This window comes from Streptomyces lincolnensis (assembly GCF_021173675.1).
Lineage (GTDB): Bacteria > Actinomycetota > Actinomycetes > Streptomycetales > Streptomycetaceae > Streptomyces > Streptomyces lincolnensis_B.
In genome coordinates, this window is the sequence record NZ_JAIHON010000010.1 from 259,708 (window position 1) to 286,128 (window position 26,421).

Consider the following 26,421-nt stretch of genomic DNA (forward strand, 5'->3'; position numbering starts at 1 on the left):
TTCCGTCGTACCTGTCAGAAAAGACTGACAGGCGCGGGAAGCACCTGTCAAAGTTTTCTGACACCTCTCGGGGACAGATGGGGGTCGGATGGGGGACATCTCAGGGTCGGCTCAGGGTCGTGTCCGGGACCTCCTGTCGCCGACCGCGCGGATACTCCCGCCGTCGTATGCGCCCCCGTGCCCTCGCTCCTACGGTGGGCGGGTGACGACCTTCGACCGTCCGGCCGACCGGCTCCGGGCACTGCCGCCGCGTGCCGTGGACCTGCTGGTGGTGGCCGTGGTCGCCTGGTTCACCGGACTGGACGCGGCGGCGAACGACCCGCAGTACCGGCAGGCGGACTCGTTCACCTGGCTGCTGCTCGCGGTCTCGCTGGCGGCCCTGGTGTGGCGGCGGCGATGGCCGAGGACGGTGGCGGTGGTGACCGGGGCCGCCTGCGCGGGCTGGGCGCTGCACGGGCACATCGGTGAACTGCTGAACCTGCCGACGATCGTGGCGCTGTACACGGTCGCCGTGCGGGGCGACCGCACCCGCACCCTGTGGACGGGCCTCGCCGCCTCACTCGCCTCCGGGGCGGTCGCTCTGGCGGTGGGCCACGACGTGGTCAACCCGCAGGGACTGCCGGTACTGGAGATGCTGTGGCCGCTCGTGCCGCTGCTCCTCGGTGAAGTCGTACGCACCCGGCGGCAGTTGCTCGACGAGTACGCCGCCCGCGCCGCCCGCGCCGAGCAGGACCGGGAACGTGAGGCGGCCCGCCGGGTGAACGAGGAGCGGGTACGGATCGCCCGCGAGCTGCACGACGTCGTCGCGCACACGGTCACGGCGATGACCGTCCAGGCGGGCGTGGCGCTGGACGCGTTCGACGTACGGCCGGAGGTGGCGCGGCGGGCGCTGCGGCAGGTGCGCGACTCGGGCAAGGACGCGGTGCGCGAGCTGCGGGCGACGGTCACCGTGCTGCGGGACCCGGACGGCGACCCTGCGGAACCCGCCCCCGGGGTGGACCGGATCCCGGAACTGGTCGAGCGCTTCGCGGGCGGCGGCGTGGCGATCACGCTCCGCCGGGAGGGGGAGCCGGAGCGAGCGGCGCCGGTGGTCGGGCTCGCCGCGTACCGGATCGTCCAGGAGGCACTGACGAACGTCGTCAAACACGCGGGAGCCCGGCACGCGACGGTCTCGGTCGTCCGGGAGAACGACCGGCTGACGGTGGAGGTCGTGGACGACGGCGGGTCCTCCGGGACGGCGGAGGGCGGCTTCGGACTGATCGGAATGCGTGAGCGCGCGCTCGCCGCCGGAGGCACGATCGACCACGGGCCGCGTCCCGAGGGCGGCTTTCGGGTACGGGCGGTGTTCCGGGCCGACGGCGAGGGTGACGGGGGAGGGCGAGGGTGATGGGAGAGGGCGAGGGTGATGGGAGAGGGCGAGGGTGATGGGAGAGGACGAGGGTGATGGGGAGGTCGCGGATGACGGTGGGGGAAGCTTGATCGTGACCGGAGGTGGACGATGACCGTGCGGGTCGTGCTCGCGGACGACCAGACCGTCGTCCGCGCCGGGTTCCGCGCCCTGCTGGACCTGACCGACGACCTCGTGGTGGTCGCGGAGGCCGCCGACGGGAAGCAGGCCGTGGAGGCGGTACGCCTGACCCGGCCCGACGTCGTCCTGATGGACATCCGCATGCCCGGCGTCGACGGCATCGAGGCCACCCGCCGCATCGCCGCCGACCCCGGCCTGGACGCCGTACGGGTGCTGGTGCTCACGACGTACCAGGTCGACGCGTATGTCTTCGAGGCACTGCGGCACGGCGCGGCCGGTTTTCTGCTGAAGGACGTGGAGCCGGACGACCTGCGGGCGGCGATCCGCGCGGTCGCGGCCGGCGGGAGCCTGCTCGCACCGGCCGTCACGCGCGCGGTCGTGGAGGAGTTCGCCCGGCTGAAGGCACCCGAGGCGGCGGGCCGGCAGCGGTTGGCGGTGCTGACCGAGCGGGAGCGCGAGGTGATGGCCCTGGTCGCGGGCGGGCTCGGCAACGAGGAGATCGGTGCGGCCCTGCTCATGAGCCCGCTGACCGCGAAGACCCATGTGAGCCGGGCGATGACCAAGCTCGGCGCACGGGACCGGGCCCAGCTGGTGGTGCTGGCGTACGAGACGGGGCTGGTCAGGCCGGGCGAGCGCTGACCTCCGGCGGGCTTGTGTACTCGCCGGGTCGGACACGCCGGCCCCTGCTCCCGGCGGAGTAGCCGTCGACTCCCGGCGGCGGATGTCCGGGTCGTCCGGGCCTCCTACGGTCGTCGGCATGGACCAAGAGCCTTTCCGCGAAAGGAGTTTCACCATGCCGTGGACCCCCGCCCGCCTGCGGCTGCTGCTCGTCCTGGTCGTCGCCGAGCTCCTGCTGACGGCCGGGGTCTCCCGCGCTCACGCCGGGGAGACCCCGCCCGCGCCCCACGGAGCGCGGATCACGGCCGAGGAAGAGGTGGGCGAGCGCCTGGTCGACCTCACCGTCGACTCGCCCGCCCTGGGCCGCACCGCGAAGGTCCGGCTGCTGACGCCGGACGGCTGGGAGGACCGGAAACCGGGCGACACCTGGCCGACGCTGTACCTGCTGGTCGGCGGCGACGGAAACCACAGGGCCTGGACCGAGGACTACGACGCCCGCCTCCAGAACCTGCCCCAGCTGCGGAACGTCCTCGTCGTGATGCCGGAGATGCCGCTGTTCGGCTTCTACAGCGACTGGTTCAACCACGGCCGGGGCGGCCCGCCCGCCGTGGAGAGCTTCCACCTGCGTGAAGTGCGGCCCCTCCTGGAGCACCACTACGGGGCGGGCACCCGTCGTGCGGCCGCCGGGGAGTCGCAGGGCGGGTTCGGCGCCCTCTCCTATGCGGCAAGCCACCCGGGCCTCTTCCGCGCGGCGGCGAGCTACAGCGGCTTCGTGCATCCCAGCCGGCACCCGCACGCGGTCAAGGCCGCGATGACGTACCTCGGCCTGGACTGGAAGGCCCTGTGGGGCGACCCGGTCGCCCAGGGCACGGTCTGGCGGGCCCACGACCCCTACCACCTGGCCCACCGGCTGCGCACCACACCGGTGTATCTCTCCAGCGGCGACGGCCGGGTCGGCGTCCTTGACCCACCGGGCACCGAACCCGACCCTGAGATCCCGGGACTGGAGGACCCGGCCGACCCGTTCCCCAAGGACGCCGTCTCCCCGACGGAGACCCTCATGCACCGCGAGTCGAAGGCGGTGGCCGCCCGTCTGAGGGCTCTCGGCACCCCGGTGACGACACACTTCTACGCGGGCACGCACTCCCCGCCCTACTGGACGCGCGAGTTCCACCGCTCGCTGCCCCTCCTCCTGGACGCCCTGCGCGAGCCGGAGGTGCGGGCGGAGGAGCGGGTGGGGCACCGCCAGGTCGACCTCACCGTCGACTCGCCCGCCCTGGGCGGGACCGCCAAGGTGCGGCTGCTGACCCCGGACGGCTGGGAGCGGCGGCGGCCCGGCGACACCTGGCCCGTGCTCTACCTCCTGCACGGCGGGTTCGAGCCGGAGACGTACAAGACCTGGATCCGCGAGTCCGACATTGAGGAACTACCCGCGCTGCGGGATGTCCTGGTGGTGATGCCGGAGGGCGGGCAGGCCGGCTTCTACAGCGACTGGTGGAACCACGGCAGTGGCGGCCCGCCCGCCTGGGGGACCTTCCACCTGGACGAGCTGCGCCCGCTGCTCGAACAGCGCTACGGCGCCGGAACCCGCCGTGCCGCGGCCGGGCTGTCGATGGGCGGCTTCGGCGCGGTGTCCTACGCGGCCCGCCGCCCGGACCTGTTCCGCGCCGCCGCGAGCTTCAGCGGGCCCGTGCACCTCCTCCACCCCCGCATGCGCGAGGTCTGGCCCCTGCTGGAGGAGGCGTACGGCGGCGACCTGGACGCCCTCTGGGGCGACCCAGGGGCCCAGCGCGCCGTCTGGCAGGCGCACGACCCGTACCACCTGGCCGAGCGCCTGCGCCGTACGCCGGTCTACTTGTCCACGGGCGACGGCACGCCCGGGCCGCTGGATCCGCCCGGCAGCGCGTACGACCCCTCGGAAGCCGTCATCCAGGACCTGACCCGGTCCCTGCACACCCGGCTACGGCAGCTCGGCGCACCGGTGACCGGCCACTTCCACGCGGGCACCCACCATCCGGCCTACGGCGAACGGGAGTTGCACCACGCCCTGCCGGTACTGCTCAGGGCCCTCGCCCCGGTCCCCGGCGGTCATGCGGGAGCCGACGCCGGCTCCCGGTTCCGGTCCTGACGGAACGCCCAGTCCATCCTCGGCTCCATCACGCACCGGAAGACCCGCCGGACGGGTGCGGTGCACAGGGCGGTCACGGCCAGGCCGGCGACGAGGGTGACGGCGATCTCGCCGAGCGGGGAGTGGGGCCAGTCGTGGCGGAACCACTCCCAGTGGTTGCCGGCCTGGATGAGGAAGCCATGGAGGAGGTAGCCGTAGAGCGTGCCGGCGCCCAGCGTGGTGAACCACATGCGCCGTCCCGGCACCCAGGACAGGAAGCAGGCGACCAGGGTCAGGGAGCAGCCGAACAGGGCGAGTGTCATCAAGGGCCCGTACCACGCGGGCACGCCGAACTCCTGGGCGGCGGCGCGGTGGAAGAACCAGGCGTAGTCCATCCGCGGCACCGCCCAGTAGGAGAAGACCAGCGCGGACAGAAAGACCGGCACCGCCAGCAGCCGCGTCCGCCAGGTGCGTACGAGCTTGAAGTGCTCCGGCCGCAGGCACAGGCCGAGCACGAAGTAGGGCAGGAACTGCAGGGTGCGCTGGAGGTCGAGGTCTCCTCCGATGCCCGGTGACAGCGACGCCAGCGCCGCGACGGTGAGCGCGACGGGCAGCGGATGGCGCAGCTTGTTCCAGACGGGCGTGGTCAGCCGCCAGACGAACAGCGCCGCCAGGAACCACGTCAGGTACAGCGGGTCCAGCAGGCTGACCGGCCGGTCGGGGACGCCGTCGGACCACCGGGTGAAGTAGGTGTACGCCGTCTCGAACACGACGTAGGGGACGACGACCCCGGTGACCAGGCGCTTGATCTTCCGGGGGCTCGCGTCGAAGCCGCGCGAGAAGTAGCCGGAGATGATGATGAAGGCCGGCATGTGGAAGGCGTAGACGATCGTGTAGAGCGCGGTGACGGTACGGCTGTCGGCGCGCAGCGGCTCCCAGGCGTGGCCCATAGCCACCAGCACGATCGCCAGGTACTTGGCGTTGTCGAAGAAGGCGTCGCGTTGTGCCGTTCTGGCCTTTGGAGGCGTCGGCCTCTCGGATGCGCGGGGGACGGAGATCGAGGCCGGGGCGGGGGAGAACGACGACATCCGCCGCGCCTGACCGGTTGCGGGCGGCCCAAACCTCCGCGCCGGTGAGAGGCCGCTCATACTCTGACGGGCGAATGCCGGCCGACGGCCGACAGGGGGCGCCCGACACGGAAAAGGCGCTGGTCAGGGCCGCCTCGCGGGCTGCCTCGGCGACGCGCGGGCGCCAGGACCGGTTGCGGCCGGGGGTGGGCCTTCTCACGGTGGGCCCAGGACAACGTATTCGAAAGGAACGCGCATGCGCCCCCTGGTATCCCGCGGTCTCCTCCTGCCGCCCCTGTTGTGCTCGGCCCTGCTGTTCGTGCCGGTCGGCACCGCCGCGGCAGCGAGCGACCTCCACGCGGAGACCGCGGACCGGACCACCGTGGCGTGGTCCGCCCCCACCGCGGAAGCGATCGCGGGGCGGCTCGACGTACTGGAGAGGGCGGACCACGACGACGTGTTCGCCCCGCTGGTCGACGCGGTGAACTCCATCGCCCTGACGGAAGACGGCCGCCTCGACCCGGCCGAGGCGACGCGGTACGCGGAGACGGTCCGGGCCGCGTACACCGCCGTGCAGCAGCGGCTCCTGGCCGCGGGCCTCCCGGAGACGGCCCAGGAGACGGCCTCGGGTGCGGCGGCCACGGCCCCGCAGACCGCCTCGGAATCCGCCCCCAGAGCCGCCGCGGACCCCGTGTCCGACCTGCTCGCGTCGCTCCAGAAGGCCGTCGACGGACTGCTGAGCGCGCTCACCTCGCTCGACCTGGGCGGGGTCCTGGGTGCCGTCACCGGCCTGCTGACACCGGTCCTCGGCCTGGTCACGGGGCTGCTCGGCGGCGGACTGCCCAAGCTGCCGGCCGACCTGCCCGCCGACCTGCCGGCCGATCTGCCCGCGGCTGTCCCGGCCGCCGGAGCGCAGACCGGCTGACCCACCGTCAGAAAGCGGCAACCCGCCGGGAGCCGGCGGCGACCTGAAGGTGAAATCCCGTCCCCCACCGAGGGAGTTCACCCATGCGCACCCATCTCGCGCGTCTGGTCGCCGTCCTCGCTGCCGTGGCCGCGCTCCTCGCCGCACCCGGCACGGCCGCGGCGGAGGTCTCGGCTCCACGGCAGGCCGCCGCCTGGAACCCGCCCGCGCACCTGGTCCAGCCGCTCAACGAGGTCTGGAACCACGTCGAGTCGACCTACCCGAACCTCTACGGCTTCCGCAACTACGGCTGGGACCAGCTGGTCGCCAACCGCGGAAGCGTCAACTACTGCGTCCGCTGGGAGTCCGACGCACCCGTCTCCGCCGCACTGCGCGACCGCGTCCACGCCGCCCTGAAGAAGCAGTTCGGTAAGTGGATGGCGGCCATGCTCGACAACGGCACCGGCCACAACGCCTGGCCGTACACCACCGTCCCCGTCAACATCGTCGGCTGGGCGGTGAAGAACCGCTCCACCCTCCAGTGGACCGACAACTCCGTCGACATCTACGCCGGGAACCTCGACGGCGGCGGAGCCCCGCAGTGCGCCCCCGACTGCGGCCGCTTCTTCCACCAGGACGGCAACTACTCCAAGTGCCCGGGCGGAGCCGCCCGCCACTACGACCAGTCGCTGTGGCTGACCAAGGGCTTCCAGGGCGGCGCGGGCGGTGACTGGGGCCAGCGGGTCGGCCAGGAGTACTTCACCGGAGCGCTGGACCAGGAAAACATCCACATCTATCTGCACGAGGTCGGCCACACCTTCGGCCTGGACGACTTCTACGACTGGACCCCGACCGGCCAGTGCTGCTTCCTGATGAAGGCGGGCAGCGCGGACCGGATCACGGAGTTCGACAAGTGGATGCTCCGTGACTTCTGGCGCCACCTCAAGAGCCGCTACGGCTACTGACCGTCCCCGGAGCCCGTTCGTCGTCGACAGAGGTTCACGCCGTACGAACCATTGACGCGGCCCGGAGTCGCCTGTCACTGTCCTGACTACGTAGTCACCACGCCTCTTCAGCGCTTGCCTGAGGTGTGATGACTACGTAGTCCATCGACAGGAGAAGACCATGACGACAACCGGTCCCACCCCCGGTCGACGGCGCCGCGGTCCCGGTATGACCGAGGTCGCGCGGGCCGCCGGCGTCTCGCAGAAGACGGTGTCCCGGGTCGTCAACGGTGAACCGCACGTCAGCCCGGAGGTGCGCGACCGTGTACTGAGGGCCATCCGCGAACTGGACTACCGTCCGAACAACGCGGCGCGCGCCCTGCTCCTGGGCCGCTACCGGCGCATCGGCGTGGTCTCCCTGGGCACCGCCCTGTACGGCCCGTCGACCCTGCTCATCGCGCTGGAACGGGCGATGCAGCAGGCGGGGTACTCCTTCGCCCTGGCCAGCACCCTGGAGGGGCAGCGGATCTCGGTCGCCGTCGAGGCACTCATGGAACAGGGCGTGGACGGCATCGTCCTGTCCGAGCCGATCGACGACGGCACCCCGCTCAGGATCGGCGCGGACGTGCCCGTGGTCAGCCTCGGTGAGGGCCTCGAACTCACCGAGGGCGCGAGCGCGGTGGTCGGCGCCGACGGCGTCGCGGCCGCCCGCCTCGCGACCGAGCACCTGCTCTCCCTGGGCCACCGCACCGTCTGGCACATCCCCGGACCGCAGAACTGGTGGGCCGCCCGCGACCGCCTGCAAGGCTGGCGCGAGGCCCTGGCGGCCGCCGGAGCCCCCGAACCCCCCCTGCCCACCGCGGGCGACTGGAGCCCGGCGTCCGGGTACGCCGCCGGCCGGCAGCTCGCCCGACTCTCCGACGTCACCGCCGTGTTCGCCGCCAACGACGACATGGCCCTCGGCGCCCTGCACGCGTTCGCCGAGGCCGGGCTCTCCGTCCCGGATGACATCAGCGTCGTCGGATACGACGACATCCCCGCCGCCCCCTACACCTCACCGCCCCTGACCACCGTCCACCACGACACGACGGCCCTCGCGGACCACGCCGTCGACGTGCTGATCGCGATGATCGAGGGCCGCCCTCGCCCGGCCCGACCCACCGGCCTCGCCGTGGAGCTGACCGTACGAGCCTCCAGCGGTCCGGTGCGCGCACAGGCCCCCGTCGCCTGACCCGCGCACCACCCCTGTTCGCGCGCACCGCCCGGGACGGCGGCGCGACGCGCCCTCCAGTAGCCGCACCACGTGAGGAGTCACGTGTGTTCACCGCACCCCCGACCCGCCGCACCCTGCTGCGCGGCGCCCTCGGCCTCGGCACCGCCGCCGCCCTCACCGCCTGCGGAGGCGGCAGCACCACCGCCCGCACCTCCGGAGACGTGACGCTCTCCCTGTGGACCCACGACCCCGGATACGAGACCTTCTTCCGCAAGGGCATACCCGAGGCCGACCGGCTCACCGACTTCCGCTACCACCTCGACGTCACCCGGGCCGGACCCGCCGACCTCGTCACCAAACTCCTCGCCCAGGCCGTCGCCGGCCGCGGCACCCCCGACACCATCGGCTTCGAGATCGGCAGCTTCCCCAGGATGCTGCGCGGCGACATCGCCCCGCGCCTCCTGCGCGACCTCACCCCCGACCTCGCCGCCGTCCCCGGCCTGAAGGACGACCTGCTGCCCGCCCGCCTCGCCCCCTTCGGCAAGGACGGCAAGGTCTACGCCCTCGACTCCGACACCCCGATGGTCGTCTACTACTACCGCGACGACCTCTTCACCCGCTGGAAGCTCCCCAAGTCCACGGCGACCTGGGAGGAGTTCGCCGAACTCGGCGCCCGCGTGCACCGGGACCACGGCGCCTCGCTCTGCGTCGTCTCCACCGCCGGCAGCGACCCCGGACAGATCGTCCAGTCCTTCCAGATGCTCCTCTACCAGCGCGGCGGCGCCTTCTTCGACGCCGACCAGAACCTCGTCCTGGACTCCCCGGAGGCCGAGGAGACACTGCGCTTCCTGTGCGAGGGACTGCGCACCGGCTTCGTCATCGACATCTCCGACTACTACGGCGCCGCCATGCAGGCGGCCCTGAAGAGCGGCAAGGTCGTCGGCCTGCCCATGGCCATCTGGTACAAGAACTACGGCCTGATCGCCAACGTGCCCGAACAGAAGGGGAGATGGCGGGTGCGGGCCCTGCCCCGCTTCACCGAGGGCGGCGGAGTGACCGCCGCGCTGGGCGGCACCGGATTCGGCGTCGTCAAGGACAAGGCCAACACGGTGGCGGCCACCGACTTCCTGCTGAACACCTGGCTCACCCATGACGGCCAGGTCCGCCGCTTCACCGAGACCGGCTACCTGCCCACCCGCCGCTCCGTCTACACGGACCCCGGACTCAACGCCACCACCGACGACTTCTGCGGCGGCCAGCACCTCTTCCGCCTCTACCGCTCCCTGCTGCCCGACGTGCCGGCGTTCTACCAGAGCCCCGACCAGTCGATCCTCTTCGACGTCCTCGCCGGCAACCTCCTGCGCGCCTACCGCGGCGACGTCACCCCACGTCAGGCACTCAAGCAGACCGCGGCCGACTACCGCGACCAGGCCGGACGCTAGGAGGCCCCGCCATGACCACCGCCATCGCGGGACCCACCCGCACCGCCGACGAGCGTACGACAGCGGACGGCACCGCCCGCCGCCCGCGCCGCCCCTGGGCGCCGTACCTGTTCATCTCGCCCTTCTATCTCCTGTACGTGCTGTTCATGCTGGTCCCGGTCGCCGTCTCGGTGTGGCTCAGCCTCACCGAATGGGTCGGCCTGGGCACCCCGCACTGGGTGGGCCTGCGCAACTACCGGCTCCTGGCCACCGACATCAGCTTCCACCGGGCCCTGGGCAACACGGCCGTCTTCGTGCTCGTCGCCGTCTGCGTGGTCGTCCCGCTCGCCCTGCTCATCGCCCAGGCCCTCAACACCCGCGGCCTGCGCGCCCGGGACCTGTGGCGCACCGCCTACTTCGTGCCGATCGTCGTCTCCCCGATCCTCGTCGCGCTCATCTTCGGGCTGCTCTTCGACCGGCAGTTCGGGCTCGTCAACTCGGTGCTGCGCGCCCTGTTCGGCACCGGCGGCGTCGACTGGCTCGGCGACCCGAGCCTGGCCAAGGTGAGCATCGCCCTGGTCATGCTGTGGCGCTGGACCGGCTATCTCACGGTCTTCTTCCTCGCCGGACTGCAGAACGTGCCACGGGAGTTGTACGAGGCCGCCGCCATCGACGGCACCGGCCGACTGCGCACCTTCACCACCGTCACCCTCCCGGCGCTCAAGCCGGTGACGGCGTTCGTCGTCGTCACCTCCTTCATCGGCGCGGCCCAGATCTTCGAGGAGCCGTACCTGCTGACCGGCGGCGGTCCCGCCGAATCCACCCTGTCGGTGACGATGTTCATCTACCGGGCCGCCTTCCAGCGCCAGCAGTTCGGCTACGCGGCCGCCGCGGCCGTCGTCCTCTTCGTCCTGGTCTTCGGCCTCAGCCAGCTCTTCAACCGCCTCCTCGGCATCGGGAGGGCCACCTCATGACACGCGCGCGCATCCCGCTCTACGGCGTCCTGGTCCTGCTGCTCCTGGCCTTCCTGGCCCCGCTGCTGTGGGCGCTCAGCGGCTCGTTCAAGCCGCGCGGCGACATCTTCGGCTACCCGCCGCAGCCGATCCCCGACCCGTTCACCCTCGACAACTACCAACGCCTGTTCTCCGGGCAGCCGTTCTGGCGCTGGTTCCTGATGAGCACGGTCGTCGCCCTCGTCGCCACCACCGTCTCGGTCTTCGTCTGCGCCCTGGCCGGCTACGGTTTCGCCAAGTTCCGCTTCGCGGGGAAGAAGCTGCTGTTCGGCGTGATGTTCAGCTCGCTGTCGATCCCCTTCGCGGTGATCCTCGTGCCGCTGTTCGTGATCCTCGTCAAGACCGGGCTCGGCAGCCCCTGGTTCGCGCTGATCGTGCCCTGGGTGGCACCCGCGTTCGGGATCTTCATGATGCAGCAGTACATCGTGCAGTCCGTCCCGGACTCGGTCCTGGAGGCCGCCCGCATCGACGGCGCGAGCGAGTTCGGCATCTTCCGCACCATCGTGCTGCCCCTGCTGCGGCCCTCCCTCGGCGCGCTCGCCGTCTGGCAGTTCCTGCAGAGCTACAACAGCTTCCTGTGGCCGCTGGTGCTGGTCTCCGACAGCTCCCAGTACACCCTGCCGCTCGGCCTGCAGACCCTGTTCGTGTCCGAGCAACGGCAGTACGACCTGGTGCTCGCCGGGGCCGTCATCGCCGTCGTCCCGGCCGTCGCCCTCTTCGTCCTGCTGCGCAAACAGCTCCTGGAGGGGCTGTCCACCGGCGCCGTCAAGGGCTGACGCCCACTCAACCACCGTATTGGAGAAGGATGTTCGAGCTTCCACCCCGGGTCCTGTTCGGCGCGGCCTACTACCACGAGTACCAGCCGTACGAGCGGCTCAAGGACGACCTCGACCTGATGGCCGAGGCCCGCTTCACCGTCATCCGGGTCGGCGAGTCCGTGTGGTCCACCTGGGAACCGGAGAACGGCCGCTTCGACCTCGACTGGCTCCAGCCCGTCCTGGACGGCGCCCACGAGCGGGGCATCTCGGTGATCCTCGGCACCCCGACGTACGCCGTACCGCCGTGGCTGGCCCGCCAGTACCCGGAGATCACGGGGGAGGTGCGCACCGGTGAGCGCATCGGCTGGGGCGCCCGGCAGGAGGTCGACCTCACCCACCCCGCCTTCCGCTTCCACGCCGAGCGGGTCATCCGGAAGATCGTCGCCCGGTACGCCGACCACCCGGCCGTGATCGGCTTCCAGGTCGACAACGAACCGGGCCTGCATCTCCTGCACAACCACGGCGTGTTCCAGCGCTTCACCGACGAACTGCGCGAGAAGTACGGCGACGTGGAGACCCTCAACCGTGCATGGGGCCTGGTCTACTGGTCGCACCGCCTGTCCACCTGGGCCGACCTGTGGACCCCGGACGGCAACGTGCAGCCGCAGTACGACCTGGCCTGGCGGCGCTTCCAGGCCCGCCTGGTCACCGAGTTCATCACCTGGCAGGCGGACCTCGTCCGCGAGTATGCTCACCCCGGCCAGTTCGTCACCACCTGCATCTCCTACGACCGCCCCGGCGTCGAGGACGACAAGCTCACCGAGCGGCTCGACGTCACCGCCGGCAACCCGTACTACACGATGCAGGACGCCCTCGAACTCCCCGACAGGGGCGGGGCCGGCCAGCACTGGACGACCAACGGCACCTGGGCGCTGTACCGCAGCGCCGACCGCATGTACTCCTCCCGCCAGGAACCCTTCCTGGTCACGGAGACCAACGCGCAGGCCATCGGCTACCCGTGGGACAACCGCCCGGCCTACGACGGCCAGTGGCGCCAGGCCGCCTGGGCCCTGGTCTCCCGCGGCGCCTCGATGATCGAGTACTGGCACTGGCACACGCTGCACTTCGGCGCCGAGACCTACTGGGGCGGCATCCTCCCGCACAACGGCCGGCCCGGCCGCGTCTACCGCGAACTCGCCGCGCTCGGAGCGGAGTTGGAGAAGGCGGGCGATCTGGTGGCCTCCCTCACCCCGGACGCCGACGTCGCCTTCCTCTACGACGCCCCCAGCAAGTGGGCGCTCCAGGCCCAGCCGCCGCTGGGCACCGCCGACGGGGGCCCGGACGGGCGGTCGTACGAGACGATCTTCGACGCCTTCTACCGGGGTGCCTTCGACGCGGGCCTCCAGACACGCGTCCTGCACCCGGGGCAGCTCGCCGAAGCCGACCTGCCTGCCGTGCTGGTCGTGCCCGGCTACTACGCGGCCGACGAGGCGATCCTGGACCGGCTCACGGCCTACGCCGAGGCGGGCGGTCACCTGGTGCTCGGCCCGCGCACCGGCTACGGCGACAGCGAGGCCAGGGCCCGCACCGACGCCCAGCCCGCCCGGCTGGCCGAGGCGGCGGGCGTGACCTACGACGAGTTCAGCAACCTGAGCACCCCGTTGACGGCGACCGGCACGGACACCCTGCCCCTACCGCCCGAGGCCCGCGCCCTGCACTGGGCCGACGGCCTCCAGGCGCAGGGTGCCGAGGTGCTGGCGACGTACGAGCACCCGCACTTCGGCCGCTGGCCCGCCGTCACCACGCACCGCCACGGTGCCGGACGCATCACCTACGTCGGCACGGTCCCGAATCCGGAGTTCGCGGAAGCCCTGCTGCGATGGGCGGCCGAGACGGAGGGCGCCTGGCGGCCGGGCCACCCGAGCGTCACCGCCACCTCGGCCACCGCCCGGGACGGCCGCCGCGTCCGCTTCCTGCACAACTGGTCCTGGGAACCGGTCTCCGTGCCCGTCCCGCGCCCCCTGCGGGACGCGCTGTCGGACACGGCATACGCCGACGAGGTGCCCCTCGGCCCCTGGGACGTCAAGGTCCTCACGGAGGAACAGCCCTAGGGAGCTCAGGGAGCCTGCGCGGTGAGCGACTGGGTGCCGAGGACCGGGACCAGCTCCAGCTTCTCGGCGTCCTCGGTGCCCGGCTCGGCCGAATACACCAGGATGTGCAGGTCGTTGCCGTCCACCCGGAGCAGATCGCAGTCCAGCGTCAGCAGACCCACCTGCGGATGCTCGATCGTCTTGCGGGAGGCATCCAGCCTGCCGACCACCCCCGCGTCCCACAGCTCCGCGAACCGCTCGCTCCTGGCGCGCAACTGCGCGACCATACGCCGCAGTTCACGGTCGCCCGGATAGCGGCCGAGGGTCGCGCGCAGCTCGCCGACCATGCCCGCCTCGAAGGCACGCCGCTGCTCGGGGGTGTGCCGGGCCCGGGTGGGGTGGCCGGTGAAGTTCCGCCAGACACCGTTGCGTTCGAAGCCGCGCAGTCCGGACCGGTCGCCCATCAGCGCCGCGTACATCGGGTTGGCCACGAGCAGCGTCATGGCGGCGTCGGAGACCGCGACGGGTGTGCCCACCAGCCGGTCCAGCAGGCGTTGGACGCTGGGTGTGATGTACGCGGGCACGGTGTCGGGACCCGGCCGGGCCAGCGCGGCCAGCCGGAACAGATGCGCCCGCTCGTCCCCGGACAACCGCAGCGCGCGGGCCAGGGCCTCCACCACCTGGACGGACGGGTTGGCCGCCCGGCCCTGTTCGAGACGGGTCACGTAGTCCACCGAGATCCCCGCCAGCAGGGCCAGTTCCTCCCGCCGCAGCCCGGCGGCCCGCCGCTGTCCGCCGGCGGGCAGTCCGGCCGAGCCGGGGGAGACCCGGTCGCGCCAGCGCCTGAGCGCCTGTCCGAGTTCCGTCGCCGTCATGCCTCCAGTGAACAGCGTTCCGCACGACGGTGCCTGGTACCGGCAGTCCCAGGAAGAAGGGTCTCCTGGCAGGCCGGGCGGCCCGGCGGGAGCGTGGAGGCATGACAACGACACTGATCACCGGAGCGAACAAGGGCCTCGGATTCGAGACCGCTCGCCGGCTCGTCGCCGCGGGCCACACCGTGTACGTCGGCGCCCGCGACACCGACCGCGGACGTCTCGCCGCCGAACGGCTCGGCGCCCGGTTCGTCCGGCTGGACGTCACCGACGACGCCTGCGTCCAGGCCGCCGCCAAGACCGTCGAGGCCGACGGCGGGCTGGACGTCCTGGTCAACAACGCCGGTATCGAACTCCGCGGCCGGGACAACAGCGTGCCCGGGGCCGCCGACCTCACCGCGGACCAGATGCGGACCGTGTTCGACACGAACGTCTTCGGCCTGGTCCGGGTCACCCACGCCTTCCTGCCGCTGCTGGGCCGCTCGGCCGCGCCGGTGGTGGTCAACGTCAGCAGCGGCCTGGGCTCCCTGACCCACCTCTCCGACCCGGACCACCCCGGCCACGCCTATCCCGGCGTCGCCTACCCGGCCTCGAAGACCACCGTCAACGCGCTCACCGTGCAGTACGCGAAGGCATTCCCGCGGATGCGGATCAACGCCGTGGAGCCCGGCTTCACCGCGACCGACCTCAACGGCCGGACAGGCACTCAGACCGTCGAGCAGGGCGCCGAGATCATCGTCCGCATGGCCCAGGCGGGCCCGGACGGCCCGACCGGCACCTACGTCGACGCCGGGGGACGCCTGCCCTGGTAGGCCGGGCCGCCGCAGGCAGGGGGCGTTGTCAGACCCGCCGCCTAGCATGCCCACCATGACCGACGACCTGCTCGACCCGTCCCGTCCCGGGCCCTTCACCCGGTTCCGTGCCGAGCAGTCGGCGGTCCTGGACGGCCTGCCGGACGATCCGGTCGGTATCTGCACCGCCGTGCACGACCTGTTCATCCAGCCGTTCGACGCCGCCCGGCTCGGCATCCCCGAGGAGCGGATGGCGGAGCGGAACATCCGCCCGGTGAGCGAGCTGGTGGACAGGCTCATGGCGCTCGACCCCGCCCCGCCGCACCGGGCCCGGACACCGGAGACGAGGGTGGTGGGCACCTGCCGTCACTGGGCGACCCTCGCCTGCGCGCTGCTGCGGGCGCGGGGGACACCCGCCCGGGCGCGCTGCGGCTTCGGTACCTACTTCGCCGCCGGGCGCGGGTTCGACCACTGGATCACGGAGTACTGGAAGGCCGGGGAGCGGCGCTGGGTGCGCGTCGACGTGGAGCATCTGGACAAGGACCACGTCGAGCACCCCGAGGACCTGGCGCCCGGCGAGTTCCTGACCGGCGGCGAGGCCTGGACGCGGTACCGGGCCGGCCTGATCGACCCGCAGACCTTCGGCGTCCCCGGCACCGACCACGCCTGGGGGCCGGCCGAGATCAGCGGCAACACCGTCCGCGACCTCGCGGCGCTGGGCGGCCGGGAGATGCTGCCCTGGGACGAGTGGGGCCGGATGACCGAGGCCTACGACGGGCTCACCGGACCCGACTACGACGACCTCGTCGACACGGTGGCCGAGGCCTGCGCCAAGGACGATCCGGTGGCGCTGACCCGACTGCTCGGTCACCGCGATCTGGCGGTCCCCGCGGAGCCGGTCGGCTGAGCGTCGCCCGCGCTCAGATCACCGCGTCGGCCCGCAGCGCCGCGATGTCGGCGGCGTCGCGGCCGAGTCGGGTGAGGATCGCCTCGGTGTGCTCGCCCACCGCCGGCACCGGACCCATCCGCGCGGGCAGACCCGCCAGGTCGGCCGGCGGCAGCAGGGCCCGGACCATCGCCCCGCCCGGAACGGCCACGTTCTGCCAGCGGTCGCGCGCGGCCAGGACCGGGTGGTCCAGGAACGCGGCGACGTCGTTGACCCCGGCACAGGCGATGCCGATGTCCGCCAGGTCCTTGAGGATGTCCTCCGCGTCGGAGCGGGCGACACGCTCGGCGACGACGGCGTTGACCTCGTCGCGGTGGGCGACCCGGGCGGAGCCGGTCGCGAAACGCGGATCGTCGGTCAGCTCGGGCCGGCCCAGGAACTCGGCGCACAGGGCGGCCCACTCGCGTTCGTTCTGGACGGAGAAGAGCACGTCCTGTCCGTCGGCGGCCGTGAAGGAGCCGTAGGGGGCGATCGTGGCGTGCTGGGTGCCCAGGCGCGGCGGCTGGGTGCCGCCGTACTCGGTGTAGTAGGCGGGCTGGCCCATCCACTCCGCCAGCGCCTCGAAGAGGGAGACCTCCACCGGGTGCGCCGTGCCGGTGGTGGCCCGGGTGTACAGGGCCGTCAGGATGCCGCTGTAGGCGTACATCCCGGCGGCGATGTCGGCGACCGAGATCCCGACCCGGGCGGTCTCCTCGGCCGTCCCGGTCAGCGAGACCAGCCCGGTCTGACACTGCACCAGCAGGTCGTACGCCTTGCGGTCGGCCCACGGGCCCGACGTGCCGTACCCGGAGATCGTGCACGGGATCAGCCGGGGGTGGCGGGCGGTGAGCGTCCCGACGCCCAGGCCGAGGCGGTCGGCCGCGCCGGGCGCGAGGTTCTGCACGAACACGTCCGCGTCGCCGAGGAGTTGGTGCAGCACCTCGCGGCCCCGCGGGTCCTTCAGGTCGAGGGTGAGCGACTCCTTGGAGCGGTTGAGCCAGACGAAGTAGCTGGAGTGACCGTGCACGGTGGTGTCGTAGCGGCGTGCGAAGTCGCCCTCGCCCGGCCGCTCCACCTTGATCACCCGGGCGCCGAGATCGGCGAGCTGCCGGGTGGCGTAGGGCGCGGCCACGGCCTGCTCCAGGCTGACCACCGTGATCCCGGACAAAGGCCGTTGGGGGAGGCTCATGGGGCCCATTTGTACGGGCGGGCCGAAGCGGCTGTCAACGGCGGGTCCTCGCCCCTGACCTGTACTTTTCCCCGCTCGTTTCCTCGCCTGCGGCTGATCGGTGCGCACGCGCGGCATGTGATTGCATGGGGGACATGAAGGCCATCGCACTGCATCAGTACGGACAGGACCTGAAGCTGGTGGACCACCCCGAGCCCAAGGTGGCTCCGGGGGAGGTCCTCATCCGAGTGAAGGCGGCCGGGGTGAACCCGGTGGACTGGAAGATCGGCGAAGGGTATCTCGACCCCGTCATGGAGGCCCACTTCCCGCTGATCCCGGGCTGGGACGTGGCCGGAGTCGTCGAACGGGTCGGGCTGGACGTGGAGGAGTTCGCGCCCGGTGACGAGGTGTTCGGCTACATCCGCAAGGACTGGGTGCAACTCGGCTCCTACGCCGAGTTCGCCGCCGCCCACGTCCGCATGATCGCCCACAAGCCGGCCTCCCTCAGCTGGGAGGAGGCCGCCGGAGTGCCGCTCGCCGGGCTCACCGCCTACCAGTGCATCAAGCGCATCGGTGTCGAGGCCGGGCAGACCGTCCTGGTCCACGCGGCGGCCGGCGGCGTCGGCATGTTCGCCGTACAGATCGCCGCCGCGCTCGGTGCCCGCGTCATCGGCACCGCGAGCGAGCGCAACCACGACTTCGTCCGCGGCCTCGGCGCGGAGCCCGTGACCTACGGCGACGGACTGGTCGACCGCGTCCGCGCGCTCGCACCCGACGGCGTCGACGCGGCCTTCGACTTCGTGGGCGAGGGCGCGGTGGAGGTCTCCCGGCAGGTCCTGAAGAGCCCCGACCGCATCGCGTCCGTCGTCGACCCGGAGGCCGCGGAGAAGGGCGGCAAGTACGTCTGGCTGCGCCCCGACGCGGCCGACCTCACGGCCCTCGCCGAACTGGCCGACCAGGGGCGGCTGTCCGTGGCCGTCGAGCGGGTGCTGCCCCTCGCCGAGGCCGCGGAGGCCTGGCGGCTCAGCCGCGAGGGCCACACCCGGGGCAAGCTGGTGCTGAAGGTCGGCGACGACGACTGAGGCGTGCTGCCGTGCCCCGGGGCAGGTCTTCCCGGGGCTCAGGCGGGAGCGCGGAGTGTCTCCACCGCCCGGACGAGCGGCGCCAGTTCGGGGTTGAGCGCGGCCTGGTCGAGGGCCTCGCGCAGCGCGGCCTCGTTGGTGGGGCGGGCCTCCTTGAGCAGGTCGAGGCCTGCCTCGGTCACGTCGGTGTAGATGCCCCGGCGGTCGGTGGGGCACAGGTAGCGCGACAGCAGACCGCGGTCCTCCAGCCGGGTCACCAGCCGGGTGGTGGCGCTCTGGCTCAGCACCACCGCGTCGGCGACCTGCTTCATCTGAAGGTGGCCACCTGGCCCGTCGTGCTGACGGCTCAACACGTCCAGCAGCGAGTACTCCCGCACGCTCAGGTCGTGCCCCGCCTGCAACGCCCGCTCGATATGGGTCTCGATCCTGCCGTGCAGCAGGGAGAGCGCGCACCAGCCCTGCGCGAGGGCGGTGAGTGCGGGGTCCGTGGCGGTCATGGGGGCTGCTCCTCCGTCCCGAAGTGACACGCTCCAGGATAGGGTATGGATGAAATTTCCAGCGCACGCATCTATAGCGCGTGTGCAAGTAATGGTGTGCGGGCAAGTGGGCAAGTGAGGGCATGGTGTGGCCTGGCCGCCGCGATTGCCCGAGCAGCCGATCTTCTCCCCGGTCCTCAACGAGGACTACGCGGTCAGGATCGCCCGGGACTGGAACGTCAAGCACGACGGCGCCGGTTTCGTCACCCGCTTCGAGTTCAACGCGCACATCGTCGGTGAGATCCAGGTGGTGCACGAGTTCCGCTGACCGACCTGACCGACCTGACCGACCTGACCGACCTGACCGCTACGGCCGCGCCAGGTGCCGCATCGTCAGGGCCAGGTGGAGGCGGAGGCGGCCCTGAGGCGTGCGCAGGGGCCAGCCGAGGAGGTGCTCGGCGTGGGCCAGGCGGTCCTGGAGCGTGGAGTGATGGACGTTGATCTCGGCGGCCGCCGCGCGCAGGCTCGCCGTCGAGGCCACGGCGTACAGGGTGGCCAGCAGCCAGGGCGTGGACGCGGCGGCCGACTCCAGGGCCCGCACGTCCGGCGGCGGTTCGGCGCCCGGCGCGACGAGCTCGCTCAGCAGGGCGACAGCGCCCAACTCCTCGGCACGTACCACCCGCGGCCCCGGATCCCGCGCGGTGCCCTCCGCCGTGAACCGCAGCGCGGTCCGCGCTGCGGCCCAGGAGCCGGGCAGGTCGAGCACCGGTACGGCCGGACCGACGCCGAGGCGCCCGACGGGGGGTTCGGCGTCGGCGGGGACGATACGGGGACGGCCGTCGCGCAGGGCCAGTGCGCGCGCGGGCGCGGTGACGTCCAGACCCAGCCCGCGCGCCGCGTGCAGCCGTGCGGGTTCCGGAGCGGTGGGGTCCAGGACCGTCTCCACCAGCGCCGGGTCGTCGGCGGGAGCTCGGCCCCGCGTGCGGTCCAGGACCAGACGTACGGCGCCGGCGGCCCGTTCCAGGATCACCGCGTCCACCACACTCGGCGCCGCCTCCGCCCGCTCCAGCCACAGTGCCGGGGCACCGCCCGGGGCCAACGCCGCGCACGGCCAGGCGGCGTCCGGCGGTACGTCCGAGTCGCGGCGCACGCCGTCGGCCTCGACACGGACCCGCACCCGCCGCTCCGTGTCGGCCAGCCGCGCGGGCACCCCGGCCAGCACCGCCGCCCCACGCACCAGTGCCTCCAGGCCGGCCCGTGACTCGGCCAGTCGGTCGAAGTAGGCGATGACCTGGACGGCGGCACCGGCGTCCGGATCCAGCGCGGTCAGACGCCCCGCCAGCTCTCTCATACGCCCATGGTGCGCCATGCGGTCCGATTCGTGGAGCCCGGGGAAGTGGCGGGGCCGGTGCGGGCGGGGCTACGGCCGTGGCAGTCGGGGGCAGCCCTGTGCCCGACGGCACCCCGACTCGCCCCGTCCGAGGCCCGCGGACGCCTGGCCTCCGCCCCTGCGGATCACCGCACGGAATCCGGCCGGCCGACCCCGTGGAGCCCGCAGAAGTGACTGAGCGGGCACGAGAGGCGGAGCCGTCGCTCTCGCGGGAGCGGCCGGGATCCCGGGCGAGTGGCCCCCGGCCCGGCCTCCCCGTGATCCGCGATGCCGCCCGCGCCGCGTCTCGCGGGTCGTCGTACCGCCGACGTCAGGCCAGCAGCCTGCGCAGCCACTCGAGTTGGGCGGTGCGGGCGGCCTGGGAGAGGGCGGCTTGGGGGGCGAAGCCGTCGAAGCCGTGGAAGCCGCCGGGCCAGACGTGCAGTTCGGCCACGCCGCCGGACTGCCAGATGCGGGTGGCGTAGGTGACGACCTCGTCGCGGAAGGTCTCCGCCGAGCCGACGTCCAGGAAGGCGGGCGGTAGTCCGGTCAGGTCCTCGGCGCGGGCGGGCGCCGCGTACGCGGGGACGTCGGGGCCGCCGCGCGCCTCGCCGAGCAGGGCGGTCCAGCCGGTCTCGTTCGCCGTACGGTCCCAGACGCCGAGGCCCGCCATCTGGTGGGAGGAGACGCTCTCGTTGCGATCGTCGAGCATCGGGCACAGCAGCAGCTGGCCGATGGGACGGGGACCGCCGCGGTCCCGGGTGAGCAGGGCCAGTGCCGCGCTGAGGCCGCCGCCCGCGCTGGCCCCCGCGAGGACGATCCGTTCCGGGTCGCCGCCGATCTCCTTGGCGTGTTCCGCGGTCCACACCAGACCGGCGTACACGTCCTCGATCGCGGCGGGATACGGGTGCTCCGGCGCCAACCGGTACTCCACCGACACCACGACCGCACCCAGCTCCTTCGCCCAGCCCAGCGGACCGTCCACGCCGACCCGGTTGTTGCCGAGGATCATGCCGCCGCCGTGCACGTGGTACACGACCGGCATCGGGCCCTCCACGTCGGGCGCGGCGGGGCGGCCGATCAGCAGGGAGATCTCGGGCGCGCCCTCGGGTCCGGGCACCGTGCGGTCCTCGATCTCGAAGAAGCCGCCCACGGTCAGATCCAGCTCGGCCAGCATCTCGATGCCCGGTCCCTGCCGGACGACGTCGATGTCGTCCATCGTCAGGCCGGGCGAGATGACGTCCTTGATCAGCTCCAGGGTGGCGGCCAGCTCCGGGTCGAACGGGGGCGGGACGTGACTCATGGCAACTCCTCACACAGTGATGCGGCGGCTCGTGCCGTCATGGTCGGCCCGGCGGGGGCCGTCCGGAGCGCCGCCGTACGGCGGAACCTGCCCGCCGTACGGCGGGTGGCAGCCCGCGACCTCAGCCCCGGCCACCTGATGACCTGCTGTTCTTTACCATGACATTGCCTGTTCTTCATCCGGCGTAGGTGGAAGGGATCTGATGTGGTGACAACGCTGTCGGTGCCCCCCATGCAACAGGAGTACCAGTGAACGTCTCTCTCAGCGTCTGGCTGCTGACCATCGCGGCCCTGTGCGCCCTCGTGGCCGTGGATTTCTTCATCGGCAGGAAACCCCATGACGTCTCGATCAGAGAGGCCGGGATCTGGACCGTCGTCTGGGTCGTCCTGGCCTGCCTCTTCGGCGTCGGGCTGCTGGTCTTCGGGGGTGCCAAGCCCACCGGTGAGTTCTTCGCCGGGTACATCACCGAGAAGTCGCTGAGCGTGGACAACCTCTTCGTCTTCGTCCTGATCATGGGGAAGTTCGCGGTCCCGACCCAGTACCAGCAGCGCGTGCTGATGGTCGGCGTGATCATGGCCCTGGTGCTGCGCGCCGCCTTCATCGCCGCCGGCGCCGCGATCATCTCCACCTTCTCGTGGGTCTTCTACATCTTCGGCGCCTTCCTGATCTGGACCGCGTGGAAGCTGGTCCAGGACGCCCGCAAGGGGAGCCACGAGGAGGAGTACGAGGAGAACAAGCTCCTGAAGATGGTCGAGAAGCGCTTCGGTGTGGCCGACCGCTACCACGGCACCAAGCTGTGGATCGAGGAGAACGGCAAGCGGATCATGACCCCGATGCTGGTCGTGATGCTCGCGATCGGCTCCACGGACGTCCTGTTCGCGCTGGACTCCATCCCCGCCATCTACGGTCTGACCCAGGACCCGTACATCGTGTTCACCGCCAACGCGTTCGCGCTGATGGGTCTCAGGCAGCTGTACTTCCTCATCGGCGGACTGCTGAAGAAGCTGGTCCACCTCTCCTACGGCTTGTCGATCATCCTCGGCTTCATCGGCGTCAAGCTCGTCCTGCACGCGCTGCACGAGTCCGGCGTCCACGTCCCGGAGATCAGCATCCCCTTCTCGCTAGGCTTCATCGTGCTGGTGCTGGCCGTCACCACGATCACCAGCCTGCGGGCCTCCAAGAAGCAGGAGGCGGCCGAGGCGGAGCGGGTGGTGTGACCCGTCCCCCGCTGTGGCCGCCCCGGGGCGCGCTTGACTTCGAGAGCGCTCCAGCGTCTAGCGTCACCGGCATCGGCGACGGATCCCGTGAACGGAGACGGACATGCGGGTGGGCGTACACATCAACCGGTTCGACCACAGCGGCGGCGGGCCCGCGCTCGGCGCGGAACTCGCCGCGACGGGCGCGGCCGCCGAGGCCGCGGGCGTGAGCTGGCTGTCCGTCATGGACCACTACTTCCAGATGGAGTTCAACGGCGGCGCCGAGGACCCCATGCTGGAGGCCTACACGACCCTCGGCTTCCTCGCCGCGCACACCTCCACGGTCCGGCTCGGCGCCCTGGTGACCGGGGTGACCTACCGGCACCCCGGTCTCCTCGCCAAGATCGTCACCTCGCTCGACGTGCTCTCCGGCGGCCGGGCCACCCTCGGTGTCGGGGCCGCCTGGTACGACCGTGAGCACGAAGGACTCGGGGTGCCGTTCCCGCCGGTCGCGGAGCGCTTCGAACGGCTGGAGGAGACCCTGCGGATCTGCCTCCAGATGTGGGACCCGCAGAACAACGGCTCCTTCGAGGGCACGCACTACCGCCTCGCCGAGACGCTGTGCGTGCCCGCGCCGGTGAGCAGCCCGCGCCCCGAGATCATGATCGGGGGCAGCGGCGAGCGGAAGACGCTGCGGTTCGTGGCCCGGTACGGCGACGCCTGCAATCTGTTCGCCACGACCCCGGAGGAGGTCGGGCACAAGCTCGACGTCCTGCGCGGCCATTGCGAGACCGAGGGCCGGGACTACCACGAGATCCGCAAGACCGTCCTGCACACGGCCGAGGCGCTCACCGAGGGCGACTTCGACGCCTTCGTGCGGGACGTGGACCGGTACACCAAGCTCGGCGTCGACACGGTGATCCTCTCGCCGCGGGCGGGGGAGCCGGCCGCCTGGATCGAGCGGTCCGCCGCGCCCGTGGTTCAGCGGCTGGCCGAGCTCGACTGACGGGGCCGGTCGGGGGCGGGGAGGCTGCGGGAGACGATCCGCGTGCCGTGCTCGTCGATCGTCCGGATCTGCAACGAGCCGCAGCCGCAGCGGGTCCAGACCGTGCGGCCCGTCGCCGTGCAGTGCCGTGACACCACCTGGAAGGGCTCGGCGCCGTCCGGCCAGCCGCAGTGCGGGCAGCGGGCGGGGCCGGTCGTGCTGGTCATGGTGACTCCTTGGGGTGGGTTGTCGAGGGTGACCGTCGCGACACAGCCAGGGTGCGTCGACGGGTTCGTGCACGTCCAGGTTGACTTTGTGGACCGCACCTTGAAGCGTGGACTTCATGATTGATCTGCGTCGGCTCCATGTCCTGCGGGCGGTGGCTCACTACGGGACGGTCACCGCCGCGGCCCGTGCCCTGCACTTCACGCCGTCCGCCGCGTCCCAGCAGATCCGGCAGCTGGCCCGGGACCTGGAGGTGGACCTGCTCGAACCGCAGGGGCGGGGCGTGCGGCTCACGCCCGCCGCCGAGAGTCTGCTGGCGCATGCCGACGCCATTCAGGCGCGATGGGAGCAGGCGGAGCTCGACCTGAGAGCGGACCGGGGGGAGCCGGGCGGGCCGCTGCGGCTGAGCGGGTTCCCGGTGGCCATCTCGGTCTTGCTGGCGCCCCTGGCGGCGCGACTGCGCGAGCGGTACACGCGGCTCGCCGTGCGGATCCAGGAGGCGGGGGTGCCGGAGAGCTTCGATCTGCTGTTCGAGGGCGAGGTCGATCTCGCGATCGTGGAGGCCACGCCGCACAACCCGCCGCTGAGCGATGCGCGCTTCGACCAGCAGCCCCTGCTGGACGATCCCTTCGATCTCGTCGTACCCGAGGGGCACCCGCTGGCGGGGCGGGAGCGGGTGGGGCTGGCCGACGCGGGACGGGAGGCGTGGATCGCGCCGGTGCCGGAGAGCCCGTGCCGTCCCCATGTGATGTCGGCGTGCGGGGAGGCGGGGTTCAGCCCCGATGTCGTGCACCATGCGCTGGACTGGAATGTCACGGCTCACCTGGTCGCCCACGGGCTGGGGGTCGCGCTGATCCCGCGCCTGGCGCAGTTGACGCCGCATCTGCCGATCGTGCGGGTGCGGTGCGCGGGCAATCCGCACCGGAAGCTGCTCACCTGCACGCGGCGGGGAGGCCGGAACCGGCCGGCGGTGGAAGCCGCGCTGGGGGAGTTGCGGGAACTGGCGTCCACGGCTGTGGCGTGAGGCGGGCGGCGCACTGGGGAGCTTTTTGATGCCCGATCCAACGGCAAGCACAGGGCCGGCGCACAGGGGCCCGATGGTGCGGCGGGCCCATAAGGAGTTGCCTCCGGGTGATCGCGGTGGATGCAATGGCCGGCATGCATACACCACCACCGTCGCCGCCCGGCGCGGGGCGGACCGACCGGTCGTCCGTGCGGATCGGCGCCCTCGTTCCCCTGACCCGGCCCGGCTGGGTCGAGGCGGGCCGACACCTGCTCGCCGGACTGGAGCTGGCCGTCGGCGAGGTCAACGACACCGGCGGGATCGACGGCAGGCCGCTGGAGCTGGTGGTCCGGGACACCGCGGCTGATCCGGAGCGGGCCGCGGCGGCGGTGGACGAGCTGGCCGGCCTCGGGGTGACCGCCCTGGTGGGGGAGTACCACAGCGTGGTCGCCCGTTCCGCCGCCTCCAGGGCGGACGCGCTCGGCCTGCCGTATCTGTGCTCGTCGGCGGTTCTCGACACGCTGACCGAACGGCCCACCCAGTGGGTCGCCCGGCTCTCCCCGCCGCAGTCGCGCGGCTGGCGGATCTACGCGGACTTCCTCCTCGGCGCGGGCCACCGCCGCATCGCCGTGGCGGCCCAGCCGAGCGTCTACTGGGCGACGGGGACCCGCATCCTGCGGGAGCACCTCGCCGAACGCGGCGGCACCGTCGTAGAACTCGACATGTCCGTGCTCGATCCCGCGGCCGTGTGCGACGCACTCGTCGAGAACCGTGCGACGGCCCTGCTTCTGCTGGTCGGTCAGCCGGAGCCGGCCGTGTCGATCGTCACGGCCGTCCGCCGCGACCGGCGCCTGGCCGAGACCCTGATCGGCGCACCGGCCGGGCAGCCCGAGTTCTCCGCATGGGCGGCCTCGCTGGGCGTCGACGGCGCGGCGATCCCGTTCCTGCGCTACCTGCCCGAGCGGCTCGGCCCCCTCGGTGCGCGCGTCGGGAAGGCCCTGTGCGAGCGGCTGGCCGCGGCGCCCTCCTTCGTCGCCTTCGAGGGCTACGACACCGTCGTCGTCCTCGCCGAAGCGCTGCGCTCCCACGGCCCGGACCGGGCGCGGGTCGCCGAGGCCTGGCCGCGGGTCGAGGTCGAGGGCACCCGCGGGACGATCCGGTTCACCCGCGCGCCCGGGATCAGCGTGTGGCAATGGGCTCGGACACCGGTCCAGGTCGTCGACCGGGATCCGGCCCGGCCCGATCACTTCAGGGTCCTGCACAGCGGCTGAGGCGGCCGAGAGGGGCGCCGGCGCGTGCTGAGAGGGGCCGCTGAGACGGCACAGAGGGGCCGGAGCGGATGCTCCGGCCCCTCGCTCGGGGA

The 26,421-nt window shown here is 72.2% G+C and carries 25 protein-coding genes; 18 read left to right on the forward strand and 7 right to left on the reverse strand.

Annotation, left to right across the window (positions count from 1 at the left end; genetic code table 11):
• Window positions 1–202 precede the first annotated feature (202 nt).
• From K4B79_RS30195 to K4B79_RS48365, 3 genes are all read left to right on the forward strand, one after another.
• Window positions 203–1,387, forward strand: coding sequence for a sensor histidine kinase (locus K4B79_RS30195; protein WP_232030301.1), 1,185 nt, complete (start codon window positions 203–205; stop codon window positions 1,385–1,387).
• A 111-nt stretch (window positions 1,388–1,498) separates the two neighbouring features.
• Window positions 1,499–2,167 (forward strand): response regulator, encoded by a 669-nt coding sequence (locus tag K4B79_RS30200; RefSeq protein WP_232030303.1) that lies wholly within the window; start codon window positions 1,499–1,501, stop codon window positions 2,165–2,167.
• 154 nt (window positions 2,168–2,321) lie between these two features.
• Entirely contained in the window at window positions 2,322–4,274 is a 1,953-nt protein-coding gene (locus tag K4B79_RS48365; protein ID WP_308280536.1) for an alpha/beta hydrolase, read from the forward strand.
• Here K4B79_RS48365 and K4B79_RS30215 read toward each other — a convergent pair.
• A complete protein-coding gene (locus K4B79_RS30215; protein ID WP_232030305.1) occupies window positions 4,235–5,341 on the reverse strand; it encodes an acyltransferase family protein in 1,107 nt (368 codons plus the stop codon). The two genes, K4B79_RS48365 and K4B79_RS30215, sit on opposite strands and share 40 nt — an antisense overlap.
• 235 nt (window positions 5,342–5,576) lie before the next feature.
• Between K4B79_RS30215 and K4B79_RS30220 the strand changes: the two genes are divergently transcribed.
• The 7 genes from K4B79_RS30220 to K4B79_RS30250 all read left to right on the forward strand — a co-directional run bounded on the left by K4B79_RS30220 (window position 5,577) and on the right by K4B79_RS30250 (window position 13,684).
• Window positions 5,577–6,245, forward strand: coding sequence for a hypothetical protein (locus K4B79_RS30220; RefSeq protein WP_232030312.1), 669 nt, complete (start codon window positions 5,577–5,579; stop codon window positions 6,243–6,245).
• Between the two features lie 83 nt (window positions 6,246–6,328).
• Window positions 6,329–7,189 carry a hypothetical protein gene (locus K4B79_RS30225; protein ID WP_232030313.1) on the forward strand — a complete coding sequence of 287 codons (861 nt, stop codon included), beginning with the start codon at window positions 6,329–6,331 and terminating at the stop codon, window positions 7,187–7,189.
• Window positions 7,190–7,349: 160 nt separating this feature from the next.
• The gene (locus K4B79_RS30230) at window positions 7,350–8,399 is read left to right on the forward strand and encodes a LacI family DNA-binding transcriptional regulator (RefSeq protein WP_232030314.1); all 1,050 of its coding nucleotides are present in this window, start codon (window positions 7,350–7,352) and stop codon (window positions 8,397–8,399) included.
• A gap of 86 nt (window positions 8,400–8,485) precedes the next feature.
• The gene (locus K4B79_RS30235; RefSeq protein WP_232030315.1) at window positions 8,486–9,823 is read left to right on the forward strand and encodes an ABC transporter substrate-binding protein; all 1,338 of its coding nucleotides are present in this window, start codon (window positions 8,486–8,488) and stop codon (window positions 9,821–9,823) included.
• Window positions 9,824–9,834: 11 nt separating this feature from the next.
• On the forward strand, window positions 9,835–10,776 hold the full coding sequence (locus K4B79_RS30240) for a carbohydrate ABC transporter permease (protein WP_232030316.1): 942 nt from the start codon (window positions 9,835–9,837) through the stop codon (window positions 10,774–10,776).
• Window positions 10,773–11,591: a carbohydrate ABC transporter permease gene (locus tag K4B79_RS30245; RefSeq protein ID WP_232030317.1), complete on the forward strand. Its 819-nt coding sequence runs from the start codon at window positions 10,773–10,775 to the stop codon at window positions 11,589–11,591. The genes K4B79_RS30240 and K4B79_RS30245 overlap by 4 nt, the downstream gene beginning before the upstream one ends.
• 29 nt (window positions 11,592–11,620) lie before the next feature.
• The gene (locus K4B79_RS30250; RefSeq protein WP_232030319.1) at window positions 11,621–13,684 is read left to right on the forward strand and encodes a beta-galactosidase; all 2,064 of its coding nucleotides are present in this window, start codon (window positions 11,621–11,623) and stop codon (window positions 13,682–13,684) included.
• Between the two features lie 5 nt (window positions 13,685–13,689).
• Here the strand turns inward: K4B79_RS30250 and K4B79_RS30255 are convergent, their stop codons facing one another.
• On the reverse strand, window positions 13,690–14,538 hold the full coding sequence (locus tag K4B79_RS30255; RefSeq protein ID WP_232030321.1) for a helix-turn-helix transcriptional regulator: 849 nt from the start codon (window positions 14,536–14,538) through the stop codon (window positions 13,690–13,692).
• Window positions 14,539–14,639: 101 nt separating this feature from the next.
• Between K4B79_RS30255 and K4B79_RS30260 the strand changes: the two genes are divergently transcribed.
• Together K4B79_RS30260 and K4B79_RS30265 are read left to right on the forward strand one after the other, a co-directional pair.
• Complete coding sequence (locus K4B79_RS30260) at window positions 14,640–15,347, forward strand: SDR family oxidoreductase (protein ID WP_232030322.1); 708 nt, start codon at window positions 14,640–14,642, stop codon at window positions 15,345–15,347.
• Window positions 15,348–15,402: 55 nt separating this feature from the next.
• Entirely contained in the window at window positions 15,403–16,233 is an 831-nt protein-coding gene (locus K4B79_RS30265) for a transglutaminase-like domain-containing protein (RefSeq protein ID WP_232030324.1), read from the forward strand.
• 13 nt (window positions 16,234–16,246) lie between these two features.
• On the opposite strand, the gene K4B79_RS30270 is transcribed toward K4B79_RS30265, so the two are convergent.
• The gene (locus K4B79_RS30270) at window positions 16,247–17,440 is read right to left on the reverse strand and encodes a CaiB/BaiF CoA transferase family protein (protein ID WP_232030326.1); all 1,194 of its coding nucleotides are present in this window, start codon (window positions 17,438–17,440) and stop codon (window positions 16,247–16,249) included.
• A gap of 134 nt (window positions 17,441–17,574) precedes the next feature.
• On the opposite strand from K4B79_RS30270, the gene K4B79_RS30275 reads away from it, so the two are divergent.
• Entirely contained in the window at window positions 17,575–18,501 is a 927-nt protein-coding gene (locus K4B79_RS30275) for an NADP-dependent oxidoreductase (protein WP_232030328.1), read from the forward strand.
• A 38-nt stretch (window positions 18,502–18,539) separates the two neighbouring features.
• Here K4B79_RS30275 and K4B79_RS30280 read toward each other — a convergent pair whose 3' ends face one another.
• Window positions 18,540–18,998: a MarR family winged helix-turn-helix transcriptional regulator gene (locus K4B79_RS30280; protein WP_232030330.1), complete on the reverse strand. Its 459-nt coding sequence runs from the start codon at window positions 18,996–18,998 to the stop codon at window positions 18,540–18,542.
• A 127-nt stretch (window positions 18,999–19,125) separates the two neighbouring features.
• Here K4B79_RS30280 and K4B79_RS30285 point away from each other — a divergent pair, with 127 nt between their 5' ends.
• The gene (locus K4B79_RS30285) at window positions 19,126–19,305 is read left to right on the forward strand and encodes a hypothetical protein (protein ID WP_232030546.1); all 180 of its coding nucleotides are present in this window, start codon (window positions 19,126–19,128) and stop codon (window positions 19,303–19,305) included.
• A 39-nt stretch (window positions 19,306–19,344) separates the two neighbouring features.
• Here K4B79_RS30285 and K4B79_RS30290 read toward each other — a convergent pair whose 3' ends face one another.
• Both K4B79_RS30290 and K4B79_RS30295 read right to left on the reverse strand, forming a co-directional pair.
• The gene (locus K4B79_RS30290) at window positions 19,345–20,328 is read right to left on the reverse strand and encodes a helix-turn-helix domain-containing protein (protein WP_232030332.1); all 984 of its coding nucleotides are present in this window, start codon (window positions 20,326–20,328) and stop codon (window positions 19,345–19,347) included.
• A gap of 349 nt (window positions 20,329–20,677) precedes the next feature.
• Window positions 20,678–21,649: an alpha/beta hydrolase gene (locus K4B79_RS30295; protein ID WP_232030334.1), complete on the reverse strand. Its 972-nt coding sequence runs from the start codon at window positions 21,647–21,649 to the stop codon at window positions 20,678–20,680.
• A 248-nt stretch (window positions 21,650–21,897) separates the two neighbouring features.
• Between K4B79_RS30295 and K4B79_RS30300 the strand changes: the two genes are divergently transcribed.
• Entirely contained in the window at window positions 21,898–22,866 is a 969-nt protein-coding gene (locus K4B79_RS30300) for a TerC family protein (protein WP_232030336.1), read from the forward strand.
• A 103-nt stretch (window positions 22,867–22,969) separates the two neighbouring features.
• The gene (locus tag K4B79_RS30305; protein ID WP_232030338.1) at window positions 22,970–23,851 is read left to right on the forward strand and encodes an LLM class F420-dependent oxidoreductase; all 882 of its coding nucleotides are present in this window, start codon (window positions 22,970–22,972) and stop codon (window positions 23,849–23,851) included.
• Here K4B79_RS30305 and K4B79_RS30310 read toward each other — a convergent pair.
• Window positions 23,827–24,057: a hypothetical protein gene (locus tag K4B79_RS30310; protein ID WP_232030340.1), complete on the reverse strand. Its 231-nt coding sequence runs from the start codon at window positions 24,055–24,057 to the stop codon at window positions 23,827–23,829. The two genes, K4B79_RS30305 and K4B79_RS30310, sit on opposite strands and share 25 nt — an antisense overlap.
• A 116-nt stretch (window positions 24,058–24,173) precedes the next feature.
• Between K4B79_RS30310 and K4B79_RS30315 the strand changes: the two genes are divergently transcribed.
• Together K4B79_RS30315 and K4B79_RS30320 are read left to right on the forward strand one after the other, a co-directional pair.
• Window positions 24,174–25,079, forward strand: coding sequence for a LysR family transcriptional regulator (locus K4B79_RS30315; RefSeq protein WP_232030342.1), 906 nt, complete (start codon window positions 24,174–24,176; stop codon window positions 25,077–25,079).
• 134 nt (window positions 25,080–25,213) lie between these two features.
• Window positions 25,214–26,329 carry an ABC transporter substrate-binding protein gene (locus K4B79_RS30320; protein WP_232030343.1) on the forward strand — a complete coding sequence of 372 codons (1,116 nt, stop codon included), beginning with the start codon at window positions 25,214–25,216 and terminating at the stop codon, window positions 26,327–26,329.
• Window positions 26,330–26,421: the final 92 nt, after the last annotated feature.

Bases quoted from the DNA above. Each gene is read 5' to 3' on its own strand.
- K4B79_RS30200 (WP_232030303.1), top strand. From the start codon at position 1,499: ATGACCGTGCGGGTCGTGCTCGCGGACGACCAGACCGTCGTCCGCGCC.
- K4B79_RS48365 (WP_308280536.1), top strand. From the start codon at position 2,322: ATGCCGTGGACCCCCGCCCGCCTGCGGCTGCTGCTCGTCCTGGTCGTC.
- K4B79_RS30215 (WP_232030305.1), bottom strand. From the start codon at position 5,341: ATGTCGTCGTTCTCCCCCGCCCCGGCCTCGATCTCCGTCCCCCGCGCA.
- K4B79_RS30220 (WP_232030312.1), top strand. From the start codon at position 5,577: ATGCGCCCCCTGGTATCCCGCGGTCTCCTCCTGCCGCCCCTGTTGTGC.
- K4B79_RS30225 (WP_232030313.1), top strand. From the start codon at position 6,329: ATGCGCACCCATCTCGCGCGTCTGGTCGCCGTCCTCGCTGCCGTGGCC.
- K4B79_RS30230 (WP_232030314.1), top strand. From the start codon at position 7,350: ATGACGACAACCGGTCCCACCCCCGGTCGACGGCGCCGCGGTCCCGGT.
- K4B79_RS30240 (WP_232030316.1), top strand. From the start codon at position 9,835: ATGACCACCGCCATCGCGGGACCCACCCGCACCGCCGACGAGCGTACG.
- K4B79_RS30245 (WP_232030317.1), top strand. From the start codon at position 10,773: ATGACACGCGCGCGCATCCCGCTCTACGGCGTCCTGGTCCTGCTGCTC.
- K4B79_RS30250 (WP_232030319.1), top strand. From the start codon at position 11,621: ATGTTCGAGCTTCCACCCCGGGTCCTGTTCGGCGCGGCCTACTACCAC.
- K4B79_RS30255 (WP_232030321.1), bottom strand. From the start codon at position 14,538: ATGACGGCGACGGAACTCGGACAGGCGCTCAGGCGCTGGCGCGACCGG.
- K4B79_RS30260 (WP_232030322.1), top strand. From the start codon at position 14,640: ATGACAACGACACTGATCACCGGAGCGAACAAGGGCCTCGGATTCGAG.
- K4B79_RS30265 (WP_232030324.1), top strand. From the start codon at position 15,403: ATGACCGACGACCTGCTCGACCCGTCCCGTCCCGGGCCCTTCACCCGG.
- K4B79_RS30270 (WP_232030326.1), bottom strand. From the start codon at position 17,440: ATGAGCCTCCCCCAACGGCCTTTGTCCGGGATCACGGTGGTCAGCCTG.
- K4B79_RS30275 (WP_232030328.1), top strand. From the start codon at position 17,575: ATGAAGGCCATCGCACTGCATCAGTACGGACAGGACCTGAAGCTGGTG.
- K4B79_RS30280 (WP_232030330.1), bottom strand. From the start codon at position 18,998: ATGACCGCCACGGACCCCGCACTCACCGCCCTCGCGCAGGGCTGGTGC.
- K4B79_RS30290 (WP_232030332.1), bottom strand. From the start codon at position 20,328: ATGAGAGAGCTGGCGGGGCGTCTGACCGCGCTGGATCCGGACGCCGGT.
- K4B79_RS30295 (WP_232030334.1), bottom strand. From the start codon at position 21,649: ATGAGTCACGTCCCGCCCCCGTTCGACCCGGAGCTGGCCGCCACCCTG.
- K4B79_RS30305 (WP_232030338.1), top strand. From the start codon at position 22,970: ATGCGGGTGGGCGTACACATCAACCGGTTCGACCACAGCGGCGGCGGG.
- K4B79_RS30310 (WP_232030340.1), bottom strand. From the start codon at position 24,057: ATGACCAGCACGACCGGCCCCGCCCGCTGCCCGCACTGCGGCTGGCCG.
- K4B79_RS30315 (WP_232030342.1), top strand. From the start codon at position 24,174: ATGATTGATCTGCGTCGGCTCCATGTCCTGCGGGCGGTGGCTCACTAC.
- K4B79_RS30320 (WP_232030343.1), top strand. From the start codon at position 25,214: ATGCATACACCACCACCGTCGCCGCCCGGCGCGGGGCGGACCGACCGG.